At 70.3% G+C, this 14,675-nt stretch carries 13 protein-coding genes; 11 read left to right on the forward strand and 2 right to left on the reverse strand.

Going from position 1 to position 14,675, the window contains the following annotated elements; genetic code table 11:
* Positions 1–174 precede the first annotated feature (174 nt).
* Both OVA02_RS07430 and OVA02_RS07435 read left to right on the forward strand, forming a co-directional pair.
* Positions 175–1,539, forward strand: coding sequence for a M16 family metallopeptidase (locus tag OVA02_RS07430; protein WP_267659692.1), 1,365 nt, complete (start codon positions 175–177; stop codon positions 1,537–1,539).
* A 14-nt stretch (positions 1,540–1,553) separates the two neighbouring features.
* Positions 1,554–2,156: a histidine phosphatase family protein gene (locus OVA02_RS07435; RefSeq protein WP_056049062.1), complete on the forward strand. Its 603-nt coding sequence runs from the start codon at positions 1,554–1,556 to the stop codon at positions 2,154–2,156.
* Positions 2,157–2,183: 27 nt separating this feature from the next.
* Here the strand turns inward: OVA02_RS07435 and OVA02_RS07440 are convergent, their stop codons facing one another.
* Complete coding sequence (locus tag OVA02_RS07440; protein WP_056049058.1) at positions 2,184–2,711, reverse strand: GNAT family N-acetyltransferase; 528 nt, start codon at positions 2,709–2,711, stop codon at positions 2,184–2,186.
* Between the two features lie 63 nt (positions 2,712–2,774).
* Here OVA02_RS07440 and dapB point away from each other — a divergent pair, with 63 nt between their 5' ends.
* Both dapB and OVA02_RS07450 read left to right on the forward strand, forming a co-directional pair.
* Positions 2,775–3,509, forward strand: a complete 735-nt coding sequence (dapB, locus tag OVA02_RS07445; RefSeq protein WP_056048121.1) for a 4-hydroxy-tetrahydrodipicolinate reductase — start codon at positions 2,775–2,777, stop codon at positions 3,507–3,509.
* Between the two features lie 23 nt (positions 3,510–3,532).
* Entirely contained in the window at positions 3,533–3,952 is a 420-nt protein-coding gene (locus OVA02_RS07450; protein WP_056049054.1) for a tetratricopeptide repeat protein, read from the forward strand.
* Positions 3,953–3,979: 27 nt separating this feature from the next.
* Here the strand turns inward: OVA02_RS07450 and OVA02_RS07455 are convergent, their stop codons facing one another.
* The gene (locus OVA02_RS07455; protein WP_056048119.1) at positions 3,980–4,885 is read right to left on the reverse strand and encodes a TIGR01777 family oxidoreductase; all 906 of its coding nucleotides are present in this window, start codon (positions 4,883–4,885) and stop codon (positions 3,980–3,982) included.
* Between the two features lie 91 nt (positions 4,886–4,976).
* Here OVA02_RS07455 and thyX point away from each other — a divergent pair, with 91 nt between their 5' ends.
* The 7 genes from thyX to OVA02_RS07490 all read left to right on the forward strand — a co-directional run bounded on the left by thyX (position 4,977) and on the right by OVA02_RS07490 (position 14,672).
* Positions 4,977–5,744, forward strand: coding sequence for an FAD-dependent thymidylate synthase (gene thyX / locus OVA02_RS07460; RefSeq protein WP_233568516.1), 768 nt, complete (start codon positions 4,977–4,979; stop codon positions 5,742–5,744).
* Positions 5,745–5,840: 96 nt separating this feature from the next.
* Entirely contained in the window at positions 5,841–6,818 is a 978-nt protein-coding gene (gene dapA / locus OVA02_RS07465) for a 4-hydroxy-tetrahydrodipicolinate synthase (RefSeq protein WP_173152341.1), read from the forward strand.
* 83 nt (positions 6,819–6,901) lie between these two features.
* Positions 6,902–8,578, forward strand: a complete 1,677-nt coding sequence (locus tag OVA02_RS07470) for a ribonuclease J (protein WP_043596674.1) — start codon at positions 6,902–6,904, stop codon at positions 8,576–8,578.
* 192 nt (positions 8,579–8,770) lie between these two features.
* Positions 8,771–9,793 (forward strand): hypothetical protein, encoded by a 1,023-nt coding sequence (locus OVA02_RS07475; protein WP_267659545.1) that lies wholly within the window; start codon positions 8,771–8,773, stop codon positions 9,791–9,793.
* Entirely contained in the window at positions 9,793–10,554 is a 762-nt protein-coding gene (locus tag OVA02_RS07480) for an ABC transporter ATP-binding protein (RefSeq protein WP_056048110.1), read from the forward strand. The genes OVA02_RS07475 and OVA02_RS07480 overlap by 1 nt, the downstream gene beginning before the upstream one ends.
* A complete protein-coding gene (locus OVA02_RS07485) occupies positions 10,551–11,768 on the forward strand; it encodes an ABC transporter permease (protein WP_056048107.1) in 1,218 nt (405 codons plus the stop codon). The genes OVA02_RS07480 and OVA02_RS07485 overlap by 4 nt, the downstream gene beginning before the upstream one ends.
* Positions 11,769–11,822: 54 nt before the next feature.
* Positions 11,823–14,672 (forward strand): FtsK/SpoIIIE family DNA translocase, encoded by a 2,850-nt coding sequence (locus OVA02_RS07490; protein WP_056048104.1) that lies wholly within the window; start codon positions 11,823–11,825, stop codon positions 14,670–14,672.
* Positions 14,673–14,675 lie beyond the last annotated feature (3 nt).

The raw sequence follows: 14,675 nt of genomic DNA on the forward strand, positions 1-14,675 counted from the left end.
GCCGCCGACGACGACCATCAGGGGGGATGGGGTCGTCGTCGGTGGTCTGACTCTAGCACCGATGAGGACAAACAGAGTTGTCTGTTTGTCCCCAGAATCGTCCCCCAGTTCGGGTGCCAGCCGTCCCGTGGGGCTCACGGACTACCGCAGGGAGGGTCGCCTAGGCTCGACATGATGAACGGCCCTGTCTCCTTCCCGCTCGACGAGGTCGAGATCTCCTTCCGCGCCACGGGCGACGCGCTGGTGAGGCGCACGGTGCTGCCCTCGGGCGTCCGGGTGCTCAGCGAGCGCATGCCCGGGGCGCGCAGCACGACCATCGGTCTTTGGGTGGCGGTCGGGTCCCGTGACGAGTCGGACGCCGAACGGGGGTCGACCCACTTCCTCGAGCACCTCCTCTTCAAGGGCACCCCGACCCGTTCCGCCCTCGACATCGCGGTGTCGTTCGAGTCGGTGGGTGGCGAGCACAACGCCGCGACGGCCAAGGAGTACACCTGCTACTACGCCCGGGTGCGCGACGTCGACCTCGACGACGCGATCGACGTGCTCACCGACATGGTGACCTCGTCGACCCTCGACCCGGCCGAATTCGAGACCGAACGAGGGGTGATCCTCGAAGAACTCGCCATGGCGGAGGACGATCCCGCCGACATGGCCGGTGAGCGGCTCTTCGAGTCGGTCTTCGGCGACCACCCGCTCGGTCGTCCGATCGGGGGTTCGCCCGAGAGCATCCGTGCTGCGGCCCGCGACGACGTGGACCGGCACTACCGAGCGAACTACCGTCCGCAGGATCTCGTCGTGTCCATCGCCGGGGCGGTCGACCACGACCGAGCACTCGAACGGTTGACGGCGGCGCTCGACCGGGCCGGGTGGCCCACCGAGGCGGCGTCGCCCGTGCCCCGTCGCGACGACGCGCCCGTCGGGCTCGTCGCGGGCGAACCGCTCCAGGTGATCCGGCGTCCCCTCGAGCAGGCCACCGTCCTGCTGGGGCTGCCGGGCATCTCCGTCGGGGACGACCGTCGACCCGCCCTGGCCGTGCTGAACTCGGTGCTCGGCGGGGGCATGTCGTCTCGACTGTTCCAAGAGATCCGTGAGCGCCGGGGACTCGCCTACTCGGTCTACTCGTTCGCCCCGAGCTACTCCGACGCCGGTCTCTTCGGGCTCTATGCCGGGTGCACGCCCGCCAATGCCGGAGAGGTCGCCCGGCTCATGCTCGGCGAGCTCGAAGGCCTCGCCACCGACGGCATCACCGACGACGAGCGCCGACGAGCCCTCGGCCAACTCGGAGGGGCGGCGGCCCTCGCCCTCGAGGACAGCGACACCCGGATGAACCGCCTCGGTCGGGCCGAGATCTCGACGGGTGAGTTCGTCGACCTCGACACGTCCCTCGCCCGGGTCGAGGCCGTGACGTCCGACGACGTCCGGACGTTGGCGGACCGTCTCCTCTCCGGCCCCTTGTCGACCGTGCTGGTGGGCGAGGTCGACGAGACGTCCTTCCCGATCCCGATCCCGACGACGACGTCGGGAGCGACCCCTCGATGAACCAGGAGACGACGGTGTCCCATTACCTCTACCTCGTCCGGCACGGCGAACAGCAGGACGCCGAGCACGGACTGCCCGACGGTCCACTGAGCGAACGGGGCAAACGCCAGGTGCGCCTCCTCGCCGAGCGCCTCGGGGGAGTCCCCTTCGACGCAGCGTGGCACTCCCCGCTCGAGCGTGCCGAAGAGACGGCCGCGATCATGACCGAGCGCATGCCGGCACTCGAGTCACAGCCGTCGACCCTCCTCTTCGACTGCGTGCCGTCCGGTCCGACGGCCGACATGCCGTCGTCCTACAAGCCGTTCTTCGGCGGGGTCACGGACGAGCAGATCGAGGCCGGGCAGGCCCAGATGTCCGACGCGGTCGCCGAGTGGCTCACCCCGGCCCGAGAGGATCGCCATGATCTCCTGATCACGCACAACTTCGTGATTGGGTGGTTCGTCCGCGAGGTGTTCGGAGCACCCGACTGGCGGTGGATGGGCGTCAACCAGGCCAACGCCGGGTTGACGATCATCCGGGTGCGATCGGCGAAGCCGCCGGAGCTCGTGACGCACAACGACCTCGGGCACCTGCCCGTCGAGCTGCGCACCGGCCTTCCGGTCGAACAACCCTTCTGAGCTCTTCGTCCGCCGGTGGCACCCCCCTCAGGCGGTCCCGCGCGGGTCCTCTGCCCGGACGGCCTTGCCGTACCACGTCGTGGCGTTCGGGTTCGCGTTGTAGGGCTCGATCGTCGTGTACCCCGCGCTGCGGTAGAGCCCTCCGGCAGCCGCCAGGCTGTCGTTCGTGTCGAGCACGATCTCGTCGGCCCCGAATGCGGACGCCCGACGTTCGAGTTCGTCCAGCAAGGCCCGACCGAGACCCAGTCCCCGGCCCGCGGGACGCACGTAGAGGTGCTTGACCTCGTACCGCACGGCCCCCGAGGCCGAGGGGGCGATGAGTCGGATGCCGCCGCACGCGGTCGGCTCGGAGGCCCGACCCGCGTCCGGGTCGGCCGCTTCTCCCTCGACGACGACGAACACGCCGCCCGGCGGCACGAAGGCCGTGGCGTCGGGCAGGGTCGTCGTGTACGTGCCCTGTGCCGAGGGGAAGGTGCTCTCGCGCTCGGTGAAGTACTCGGTCAGGAGGGCGGCGGCATCGGGGGAGGAGACGCTCGTCTCGCGGAACCTGGGCATGCCGTCCATGCTAGGTCGCGGCGCGGCCCGGTCCGTCGTGGTGCCCCCGGTAAGTTGGACGGCATGACTTCGCGCATCGCCGTGGTGGGAGCCACCGGCACCCTCGGTTCGTTCATCGTCGACCTCGTCGAGCGCACCCCGGGGCTCGAGCTCCACGCCGGTCTCTCGTCCCGCGACGATCTCGACGACGTCCTCGGGGCCGACCTCGTCGTCGACGTCACGCACCCTGCCGTCAGTCCGGGGATCGTCGAGCACGTCGTCCGCGCGGGCATCCCGGTGCTCGTCGGAACCTCGGGCTACAACGCCGAACGCCTGGCCCGTCTCTCGACGGTCGTCTCCGACGCGGACGGCCCCGGCGTCCTGGTGGTGCCGAACTTCTCGATCGGTTCGGTGCTCGCGACGCGGTTCGCCACCCTCGCGGCGCGCTTCTACGAATCCGTCGAGATCGTCGAGGCGCACCATCAGGGCAAGGTCGACTCGCCGTCGGGCACGGCCGTGCGCACGGCGGAACTCATCGCCGAGGCTCGTCGGGACCTCGGCCCGGTGTCGGCGCCGCACGCGGACCAACGGGCCAGGGGTCAGCAGGTGGCGAGTGTGCCGGTGCACAGCATGCGCCTGCGCGGCGTCGTCGCGAGGCAGGAGGTCGTCTTCGGCGGTGACGGCGAGACCCTCACTCTCACGCACGACACGCTCTCGCAGCGCGCGTACGAGAAGGGGCTCCTCGTCGCCATCGAGGCCACCCCGGGCGTGACCGGGGTCGTCGTGGGGCTCGACGCCGTCCTGCCCCTCGAATCGTGAAGGGGCGTGCGGCCGCGCTCCTGATGGCGCTGCTCCTGCTCCTCTACGTCGTGCTGGTCGGTCAGCGGGCCGTCCTCTTCCTGTCGACGGGCGAACCGGTCGCCATCGCGCTCGGCGTCGCCCTGCTCGTCCTCCCCCTCCTGGGATTGTTCGCCTTGGTGGTCGAACTGCGCTTCGGTCTGCGCACACAGCAGATCGTCGCGCAACTCGCGGCCGAGGGCGGATTGCCGGTCGACGACGTGCCACGGCGTACCTCCGGTCGGTACGAGCGCGAGGCGGCCGACGCGGCGTTCCCCGCCTACAAGACGGCCGTCGAGGCGGCACCCGACGACTGGCGCGCGTGGTTCCGCCTGGGCCTGGCCTACGACGCCTGCGGTGACCGCCGACGAGCTCGTCAGGCCCTGCGCTGGGCCATCAAGCTCCGGCGCGAGACGGCCGGCTGAACCCGCCCGCCCGAGTCGTGCCCGTGCTCAGAGCGCGTCGACGAACGCGGTCAGCGCGTCCTCGACCGTGCGGTGCCTGAAGGTGAAGCCGTCGCGCTCGAGCACCTCGGGCACGACCTGCTGGCTCGGCAGCAGCATCTCCCGCCCGGCCTCCTGCATGGCGGTCGAGATGACGGCCTCGGGAACGCCCAGCAGGTAGGGACGGTGCAGGTCGGCCGCCAGGGTGCGCGTCACGAGGTCGCTCGTCGCCGGCGTGGGGCCGACCAGGTTCACGGGTCCCGAGACGGACGACGTGAGGAGGTGCACGATCGCGGCGGCCTCGTCGTGCAGGCTGATCCAGGGCCAGAACTGGTCGCCGGTGCCGAGTCGCGAGCCGAGCCCCAGCTTGGTGAGCGGCAGCAGGGGCTTGAGCGCGCCTCCTCCGGGGCCGATGACGATGCCGGTCCGCAGCATCACGACGCGCGTGGTTTCGGGGGCCTTCCGGGCGGCGGCCTCCCAGGCGACGACGACGTCGCTCAGGAACCCCTCACCCCGGCCGCTCGACTCGGTGAGTCGTTCGCCGGGCCGATCGCCGTAGACGCCGACGGCCGAGCCGCTGAGGAACGTCGAGGGCGCCGTGGACGCCGCCGCCATGCCGTCGACGAGCGTCGACGTCGCGGCCAGACGTGACTCGAGGATCTCGCGCTTGTACCCGGCCGTCCAGGGCAGACGACCCAAGGAGGCGCCGGCCAGGTTCACGACGGCGTCCGCGCGGGCGATCAGGTCGTGGTCGACGATGCCGGCGCTGGGCACCCAGGTGTACTCGTCGTCGGCCCGGGGTTCGCGACGCACCAGCGAGAGCGGACGGTGGCCTGCCTCGCGCAGCTGGCGGGTGAGTTCGGTGCCGATCATGCCGCTGGCGCCGGAGATCAGGACGGTGAGTGCGTCGGTCATGGGGACACCGTATTCCGGCCCGCTGGGGGAGCGTCCGCCGGTGGCGCGGGCGCTTCCCGTCGGGAGCGCCCTGCGAGGTAGAGTCGACGCCGTGCCCGAGACCGAAGCCACCCCCGCCGTGCCCGCCGACAAGACCCCCGAGTTCCGTTCCGACGTCACCGTCGAGCTGGTCCGCTCGAGTGCCCACGACTCCGACGTGCTGTTCGCGGCCCGGGTCTCCACCATGGGCGAGCTCACACTCGACGGCGCGCAGGCGTCGGCCGACGGGGCCCAGGCGACCAAGGGTGCCGGCCTGATCAACTACCTGATGCGCGACCGTCACGGCTCGCCGTTCGAGCACAACTCGATGACCTTCTACGTGCAGGCGCCGATCTTCGTCTTCCGCGAGTTCATGCGTCACCGCATGGCCAGCTACAACGAAGAGAGCGGTCGTTACCGCGAGCTGAACCCGGTCTTCTACGTCCCCGCTCCCACGCGCAACCTGCAGCAGGTCGGCAAGCCCGGCGCCTACGACTTCCTGCCCGGCACACCCGAGCAGTCCGCGCTGGTCGACGAGGCCACCCGCGCCGCGTCGGTGCAGGCGTTCGAGGCCTACCAGCGCATGCTGGACGCCGGCATCGCCCGCGAGGTCGCGCGGATCGTGTTGCCGTTGAACATCTACTCGTCGATGTACGTGACCGTGAACGCACGGTCCCTGATGAACTTCCTGAGCCTCCGGACGAAGCGCGAGGGCACCCACTTCCCGTCGTTCCCGCAGCGCGAGATCGAGATGTGCGCCGAGAAGATGGAAGACCTCTGGGCCGAGCTCATGCCCCTCACCTACGCGGCGTTCGGGGCGAACGGGCGCGTCGCCCCCTGACGGCCGTCCTCGCCGACGCGACCGGCGCCTCCTGACCGGGGCGTCCGACGCCTCACGAGGAGGTCGGGCCCGACGCGAGCCAGTACGCTGGAGGGCGTGTCGAACATCAGCAACCCCTTCGGTCAGGTCCTCGTCGCCCTCGTGACGCCGTTCACCGCTGACGGCGAGGTCGATTGGCCTGCTGTCGAGAAGCACATCGACGACTGCATCAGCGCCGGGGCCGACGGCATCGTCGTCACGGGCACGACGGGCGAGACCAGCACGCTGACCGACCCCGAGAAGCTCCGACTCGTCGAGGTGGGCAAGTCGGTCGCCGCAGGCCGGGCCAAGATCATCACGGGTGGCGGGTCGAACGAGACGGCGCACGCCATCCAGCTCTACAAGGCCAGCGAGAAGGCCGGCGCCGACGGCGTCATGATCGTCACGCCTTACTACAACAAACCCACGCAGGCCGGTGTGCTCACGCACTTCCGCATGATCGCCGACGCGACCGACCTGCCGGTCATCCTGTACGACATCCCGGGCCGCACCGGCATCCCGATCAAGTACGAGACCCTGCTCCGGGCCGCCAAGCACCCGAACATCGTCGCCGTGAAGGACGCCAAGGGCGACTTCGCCGAAGTCAGTCGCGTCCTCAACCAGACCGACCTCCTCTACTTCTCGGGCGACGACGCCAACGTGCTGCCCCACCTCGCCATCGGCGCGTCGGGCCTCATCGGCGTCACCGCGAACATCGCCGCGGCGCCGTACCGCACCATCGTCGACGCCGTGAACGCCGGCGACCTGCACACCGCGACCGAGGCCCACCAGATGCTCGAGCCGCTCGTCCGCGCCGTCATGACGCACGTGCCGGGCACCGTCGCGGCGAAGTACATCCTGCACGGCCTCGGGCGCATCTCGAGCCCCCGCGTGCGCCTCCCCCTGGTCGGCCCGGAAGACAGCGAGGCCGCCCTGATCGAGGACGAGCTGTCGCACGTGGGCTCGATCCCCGGCCTCGACCTCAGCCGCTTCCGGCCCGACCGCAACGCGGCGGCCGGCGGTGCGCTGCCCAAGGTGCACGGCACCACGCGCTGACCTCCTGATCCCCGCCGACGACGACGTCGGCCGCAGACCTCCCGCACAGAGGGGCACGAGCCCCACGCCAACCGAAGGAACAGATGCCCACGACAATCCACGCCCCCCGAGAACTCGCCAAGGGCACGCTCCGCGTGATCCCGGTCGGCGGGCTCGGCGAGATCGGCCGCAACATGACGGTCTACGAGATCGACGGCAAGCTGCTCATCGTCGACTGCGGAGTGCTCTTCCCCGAAGAGCACCAGCCCGGCGTCGACCTGATCCTGCCCGACTTCTCGCCCATCCGTGATCGCCTCGACGACATCCTCGCCGTCGTGCTGACGCACGGCCACGAGGACCACATCGGCGCCGTGCCCTACCTCCTGCGTCTCCGCAAGGACATCCCGCTGATCGGTTCGCAGCTGACGCTCGCGCTGATCGAGGCGAAGCTCAAAGAGCACCGCATCACGCCTTACACCCTGGCCGTCAAAGAGGGTGGGCGCGAGTCGCTCGGGCCGTACGACCTCGAGTTCATCGCGGTCAACCACTCGATCCCGGACGCTCTCGCCGTCGCCATCCGCACGTCGGCCGGCACCGTGCTGCACACCGGCGACTTCAAGATGGACCAACTGCCGCTCGACGACCGCATCACCGACCTCCGGGCGTTCGCCCGCCTCGGTGAAGAGGGCGTGGACCTCTTCCTGCCCGACTCGACGAACGCCGACGTGCCCGGGTTCACCGCGCTCGAGCGGGACATCGGGCCCGTGCTCGACGACGTGATCCGCCGGGCTCCGCGTCGCGTGGTCGTCGCGAGCTTCTCCAGCCACGTGCACCGCGTCCAGCAGGTGCTCGACGCGGCTCACGCCAACGGTCGCCGCGTGGCCTTCATGGGCCGCTCGATGGTCCGCAACATGGGCATCGCGGCCGACCTGGGGTACCTCAAGGTGCCGGACGGCGTCCTGATCGACGCCAAGAAGGCCAAAGACCTTCCCGACGACCGCATCGTCTACATGAGCACCGGGTCACAGGGCGAGCCGATGGCCGTCCTCGCCCGCATGGCGAACCTCGAGCACCAGATCGAGATCGGCGCGGACGACACGATCATCCTCGCGTCGAGCCTGATCCCCGGCAACGAGAACGCGGTCTACCGCGTCATCGACGGCCTCACCAAACTCGGGGCCAAGGTCGTCCACAAGGGCAACGCCAAGGTCCACGTCTCGGGGCACGCCTCCGCCGGCGAGCTGTTGTACTGCTACAACATCCTGCGGCCGAAGAACGTCATGCCCGTCCACGGCGAGCACCGGCACCTGTACGCGAACGCGGCGTTGGCGGTCCGGACCGGCGTGCCGCAGAAGAACACCATCCTCGGCGAGGACGGCATCGTCGTCGACCTGCGCGACGGAGTCGCCGAGGTCGTCGGCCAGCTCGACATCGGTTACGTCTACGTCGACGGCTCGACCGTCGGCGAGATCACCGACGCCGATCTCAAGGACCGCCGCATCCTGAGCGAAGAGGGCTTCATCTCGGTCTTCATCGCGATGGACGCGTCCACGGGCCGTGTCGTGGTCGGACCCGAGATCCAGTCGCGTGGCTTCGCAGAAGACGAGCGGGTCTTCGACGACGTCAAGCCCAAGATCATCGCGGCCCTCACCGAGGCGGCGGAGAACGGCACGCGCGACACGCATGCCTTCAGCCAGGTCGTGCGGCGCACGGTCGGTCGCTGGGTGAACACGCAGCACCGTCGTCGTCCGATGATCGTGCCGGTGGTCATCAGCGCCTGACGCGCAGGCACACGACGACGGCCCACGGGAGACCCCGTGGGCCGTCGTCGTACCCCGGGCGCGAGGCCGGCACTCTGATGGTCCTCGAGGAGGGCATCGCGGGCCCGCAGTCATCCTCGGGGGTGAGGCGGCGACACCCGGCGCGTCGATACGGTGACGTCTGACACGTCAGTACATCGACCGGGGGTAGCCGTGCGCATCGCCAAAGTCTGGGTCTTCCCGATCCTGCGCATCCTGATCTTCATCGCCATCGCGGCGGCACTCGTCAAGCTCGCGTTCTTCGCGGCGCCGGCCGTCGGCGACGACACCGTCGCCGTGCCGACCGGCGAGCTCGTCGAACCACAGGTCGCCGTGGCCGTCGGCACCATCACGAACGACGTGGTGGTGGACGCGAGCGTCGTCGCCGACCCCGCGGCTCCCGTGCCCGCGACGCTGGCGGGCACGGTCACCGGCGTCGACGTCGCCAAGGGACAGGCGGTCGCGGCGGGGGACCGACTCGCGACGCTCCGGTCCGAGACGCCGCAGGAGCCCCTGGTGGCCGCCGACGGCACCGTGACCGAGCGCAAGCCGATCGTCAAGACGGCCGTCATCACGGCACCCGTGGCCGGGACGATCTCGGCCGTCGCGGTGATCAAGGACCAGACGGTCGTCGTGGGTGACGCGGTCGCGCAGGTCGCGCCTCCCACCTTCCACGTGACGGGGTCGCTCGCCGCGGACCAGCTGTACCGTCTCGTCAGCCGCCCGACCGAGGGTTCCGTCGCGATCACCGGGGGACCGGCACCGTTCCCGTGCACGGCGCTCACCGTCGGGGGGAGCACCTCGTCGTCCGCCGGGCCGGACGACGGCGGGGACGCCGGGGCGCCGACGGGGGACTCGTCGGGCCAGAGCGTCTCCTGCGTCGTGCCGGGCGACGTCACCGTGTTCAGCGGACTCGCCGCCAGGCTGACCATCCCTGCCGGTGTCGCCACCGACGTCCTGACCGTGCCCCTCACGGCCGTGGAGGGCGCGGCGGGCAAGGGCGTCGTCTCGGTCGTCGGAGCGGACGGTTCCACCGAGGAGCGCGACATCACGCTCGGCATCAACGACGGCACGATCGTCGAGGTCACGGGTGGCCTCGCCGAGGGCGACCAGGTGCTCGAGTTCGTCCCGGGTGCCGCCGCCGCACCACAGGGCGACTGCGTCGACCCGGCCACGGGCGCGGACCTCTGCGGCTGATGGCGCTGATCAGGCTCGAGGCGGTCACCAAGACGGTGCCCCTCTCCGACGACCGGACGCTGGACATCCTGACCGGCGTCGACCTCGAGGTCGACGCCGGCGAGCACGTGAGCATCGTGGGTCGTTCGGGGTCGGGCAAGTCCACGCTGCTCAACATCCTCGGGCTCATCGACGAGCCCACCACGGGGACGCACTGGTTCGACGACGTCGACGTACGCTCGATCCGGCGCGGACGGCGCGACCGGCTGAGGGGTGCCCAGGTCGGGTTCATCTTCCAGCAGTTCAACCTGCTCCAGGGGCGCTCGGCCCTCGAGAACGTCATGACCCCCCTGCTCTACTCGTCGGGTTCCGAGTTCTGGCGTCGCCGGTCCATCGCGGGCGAGATGCTCGAGCGCGTGGGTCTCGGTCACCGGGCCGACTCCATGCCCCATCGCCTGTCGGGTGGCGAACAACAGCGCGTGGCGATCGCCCGGTCGCTCGTGCGACGGCCGCGCGTCATCCTCGCCGACGAACCCACCGGTGCCCTCGACGTCGAGACGGGCGCCGGGGTGATGACGCTGCTCGACGGCATCGCGACCGAGAACGAGGCCGCCCTGGTCACCATCACCCACGACCTCGCCGTCGCCGCCCGGGCCTCGAGGCACTACCAGCTCGACACCGGTGTCCTCTCGGCGTCGGTCGACGGAGCTCTCGGAACACCGACGCCGACGTCGTCGTCTCCCGCGTCGACGTCGTCCCTGCGGGACGAGGTCGACGCGTGAGGCGTGTGGTGGCCGACGTGGTGGGGGCTTTCGCCGAGGCCTGGGCCGAACTGCGCGTCAACAAGCTCCGCGTGCTGCTCAGCCTGATCGGGGTCGCAGTCGCCGTCGCGGCCCTGACCGGCGTGGTCGCCCTCGGCGGGCTCGCCGAGCAGTCCTCCCGCGAGAACGCGGAGCGGTTCGGTGGCCGTCCCGCGAACTACTACGTCAACGCCTATTCCAACGGCGCCACGTCGCCGAGCACCGAGGCGATCGCGGACGCCTTCGCCACGACGACGGCACGCTACGGCATCGAGCAGACCAGCCGCGTCGTGTACGGCAATCGAGCCGTCCAGCTGCCCGACGGGGTGACCGAGGTCGGGGCCGTCACGGTCGACGTCCCCTACGGCGAGATGCACCGGGTCGTCATGACGGAGGGGGCGTGGTTCACCGACGGGGACGCGTCACGTCTCGCGCCGCCCGTCATCGTCAACGAGGTGCTCTGGCGGCAGCTCGGCTCCCCACCGTTGTCGTCGCATCCGACCCTGCTGGTCCGAGGGGCGGATTCGGCGACGCTCGTCGTCACCGGAGTCTCGGCCGCGACCGAGTACGACGGTCCGCAGATGTACCTTCTGCCGATCACCGACCACGACCTCGCCCTGGCGAGCTACGGCGCCGAGACCCCGCAGTACGAGATGTGGCTGCCGCCCGAGACCAGCGATGCCCTGAGCGCTCAGGTGGCGTCCGACATGGGGGCCAGCCTCGGCGACGACGTGCAGGTCGACGTGTCGCGACAGGACTACGCCGCAGGCGGCGACGCCGACCCCTTCGGTCCCATCAAGCTGATCATCACCGGGGTCGGTGTGCTCGTGTTGTTGCTGGGCGGTCTCGGCCTCGTCAACATCGCGCTCGTGACCGTCCGTCAGCGCATCCGCGAGATCGGCGTGCGCCGGTCCTTCGGGGCCACGGCTCCTCGGGTCTTCTTCTCGGTCATGCTCGAGAGCGTCGTCGGCACGGTCGTCGCGGGAGCCGTCGGCGTGATGGTGGCCGTCCTGGTCGTCGAGAACCCGACGGTCCAGGGCTTCATCGCGCAGGGCGCCGTCAGCGATCTCCCGCCGTTCCCGGTCGAGGCGGCCCTGATCGGTCTGGCGTCGGCCACGGCGATCGGAGCGGTGGCCGGTCTCCTGCCTGCTCTCGTGGCGATCCGCGTCAAGGTGATCGACGCCATCCGCTACTGACACACACCGGAGCACCTCCGGCCGCTGTCGGTGCCGAGAGGTACCTTGGAGCCCATGGCCACGCCCACCAAGTCGACCGCGCGCGCTCGCTCGTCGTCGCGAGCGTCGCAGACCTCCGGCGTCACGAAGGCGACCAAGAAGCTGCCCGCGTCCCGTCAGCCCGACCCGGTCCCGGACGGTCCAGGGCCGTTGGTGACGGCGTGGATGGGGCTCGCGCACCTGACCGGGGGCGCGTTCCGGCTCCTGGGCAAGGAGTCCCTGGCGAAAGACGAGCGGCGAGACGGCGTGCCGTTCCTGCTCGTGCTGCTCGCGATCGCCGGGGCTGTCGTCGAGTGGCTCAACCCGACCAGCCCCCTCGCAGTCGGCTTCGACGCCTACACCTTCGGCGGGCTCGTGGGGCGGGTGGCCTACGCCCTGCCGGTCATCATGATCCTTTTCGCGGGCTGGCTCTTCCGGCACCCGGCGTCCGTCCACGACAACACCCGCATCGGCATCGGACTGGGCCTGTCCATCGTCTCGATCAGCGCTCTGTGCCACATCTTCGGAGGGCAACCCGAGGCCGCGGCCGGGCTCCGGGCCCTCGCCACCGGTGGCGGCGTGCTGGGTTGGGTCGTGGCGTCCTGGCTCGTCGCTCTCGCCACCGAGTGGGTCGCGGTCCCTCTCGTCGTGATCCTCCTGGCGTTCTCGCTGCTCATCATCACCAAGACGCCGCCGAACCGCATCCACCGCCGTCTGGGCGAGCTCTACTCCTACCTCTTCGGCGAGACGACCTCGGCTGCGGACGGGGCCGACGCCGATCCCGACCTCGTCGACCTGGCAGAGTCCGAGTCGTTGCCCTGGTGGCGGCGGAACAAGGACCAGCGCGAGGACGACCCCGCATACGACACCCCACTCGTGAAGGCGGACGAGTCGTCCGCCACCGAGCCGTCAGGACGACGTCGACGGAAGAAGCCCGTCTTCGAGCCGAGCGTGGACGACGCGGGCAGCGCCGCCGCGGCGGGTGCGGCAGGCTCCGCCGCGCCGACGACGGCTCCGACCGACGTCTTCTCCGCCGACCTCCTCGGCGACCTCGATCGGGCAGAGGACGCCGTCCGTGCCCAGGGGTTCGACGTCCCGTCCGTTCAGCCCACCGCGTCGACCACGGTGCTCCCGGTCGTCCCGGTCGTCCCGGCCGAGCCCGTCGGCGAGAGCGACGCAGCGGCCGACTTCCTGGCGGTCGACCCCGACGAGGCGGCACCGCCCTCTCTCGACGAGGTCGACGACGGTGCCGAGAGCGCCCCGTATCGCCTCCCCGCCGCCTCGAGCCTGTCGGTCGGCGAGCCCGCGAAGGCCCGCAGCGAGGCGAACGACGCGATCGTGGCCGCCATCAGCCAGGTGCTCGACCAGTTCAACGTCGACGCCAAGGTGACCGGCCTCAAGCGCGGTCCGACCGTCACGCGGTACGAGATCGAACTCGGTCCCGGCGTCAAGGTCGAGCGGGTCACCGCCCTGACCAAGAACCTCGCCTACGCGGTGGCCTCCAACGAGGTCCGCATCCTGTCGCCGATCCCCGGCAAGAGTGCGATCGGCGTCGAGATCCCCAACACCGACAAAGAGATCGTCGCCCTCGGCGACGTCCTGCGGTCCTCAACGGCGAGCAAGAGCGTCCACCCGCTCACGATCGGCGTCGGCAAGGACGTCGAGGGCGGCTACGTCGTGGCCAACCTGGCCAAGATGCCGCACCTGCTCGTGGCCGGCGCCACCGGGTCGGGCAAGTCCAGCTTCATCAACTCGATGATCACCTCGTTGTTGATGCGCGCCAAGCCGACCGACGTCCGCATGGTGCTGATCGACCCCAAGCGGGTCGAGCTCTCGATCTACGCCGGTGTGCCGCACCTGATCACGCCCATCATCACGAACCCCAAGAAGGCCGCCGAGGCCTTGCAATGGGTCGTCAAAGAGATGGACATGAGGTACGACGACCTCGCCAGCTTCGGCTTCCGGCACATCGACGACTTCAACCGTGCCGTCGTCGGTGGCGAGATCGTCCTCCCCGTCGGCAGTCAGCGCAAGCTCAAGCCGTACCCCTACCTCCTCGTGGTCGTCGACGAGTTGGCCGACCTCATGATGGTGGCTCCGCGCGACGTCGAGGACAGCATCGTCCGCATCACCCAGCTGGCCCGTGCGTCCGGAATCCACCTCGTTCTCGCGACGCAACGCCCCTCGGTCGACGTCGTGACCGGACTCATCAAGGCGAACGTCCCCTCGCGCTTCGCGTTCGCCGTCTCGAGCGTCACCGACTCGCGGGTGATCCTCGACCAGCCCGGGGCCGACAAGCTCATCGGTCAGGGCGACGGGCTGTTCCTCCCCATGGGTGCTTCCAAGGCCATGCGCGTCCAGGGCGCCTGGGTGCAAGAGAACGAGATCGCCCAGGTCGTGGCCCACGTCACCCGCCAGGCGCGACCCGACTACCGCCCCGACGTCGCCGCGGTGGTCGAGAAGCGCGAGATCGACGGTGACATCGGCGACGACCTCGAGTTGCTCCTCGCGGCTGCCGAGCTCGTGGTCAGCACGCAGTTCGGTTCGACGTCGATGCTCCAGCGCAAGCTGCGCGTCGGGTTCGCCAAGGCCGGCCGCTTGATGGACCTCATGGAGTCGCGAGACATCGTCGGTCCGTCCGAAGGGTCGAAGGCTCGCGACGTGCTCGTCACCACCGAGCAGCTCCCCGGTGTGCTCGCGAAGCTGCGCGGGGGCGACGCGGCCTCCGACGCCGGCGCCGGCCGCGCCTCCTCGGGGTCCTCTTCCGCCGCGCGCGCCGACGCCGGTGACTACGACGGCGATCCGGTCGAGGCCATGACCCGTGGGTACACCGAGGACGACGACGCCGGCAGCGAAGACGCCTGGCACCTGACCGGCAGGGAGTAGACC

The organism is Frigoribacterium sp. SL97, from assembly GCF_026625765.1.
Classification (GTDB): domain Bacteria; phylum Actinomycetota; class Actinomycetes; order Actinomycetales; family Microbacteriaceae; genus Frigoribacterium.

Coding starts and splice junctions, on each gene's coding strand:
- OVA02_RS07430 (WP_267659692.1), top strand. CDS start 175: ATGAACGGCCCTGTCTCCTTCCCGCTCGACGAGGTCGAGATCTCCTTC.
- OVA02_RS07440 (WP_056049058.1), bottom strand. CDS start 2,711: ATGCCCAGGTTCCGCGAGACGAGCGTCTCCTCCCCCGATGCCGCCGCC.
- dapB (WP_056048121.1), top strand. CDS start 2,775: ATGACTTCGCGCATCGCCGTGGTGGGAGCCACCGGCACCCTCGGTTCG.
- OVA02_RS07450 (WP_056049054.1), top strand. CDS start 3,533: ATGGCGCTGCTCCTGCTCCTCTACGTCGTGCTGGTCGGTCAGCGGGCC.
- OVA02_RS07455 (WP_056048119.1), bottom strand. CDS start 4,885: ATGACCGACGCACTCACCGTCCTGATCTCCGGCGCCAGCGGCATGATC.
- OVA02_RS07470 (WP_043596674.1), top strand. CDS start 6,902: ATGCCCACGACAATCCACGCCCCCCGAGAACTCGCCAAGGGCACGCTC.
- OVA02_RS07480 (WP_056048110.1), top strand. CDS start 9,793: ATGGCGCTGATCAGGCTCGAGGCGGTCACCAAGACGGTGCCCCTCTCC.
- OVA02_RS07490 (WP_056048104.1), top strand. CDS start 11,823: ATGGCCACGCCCACCAAGTCGACCGCGCGCGCTCGCTCGTCGTCGCGA.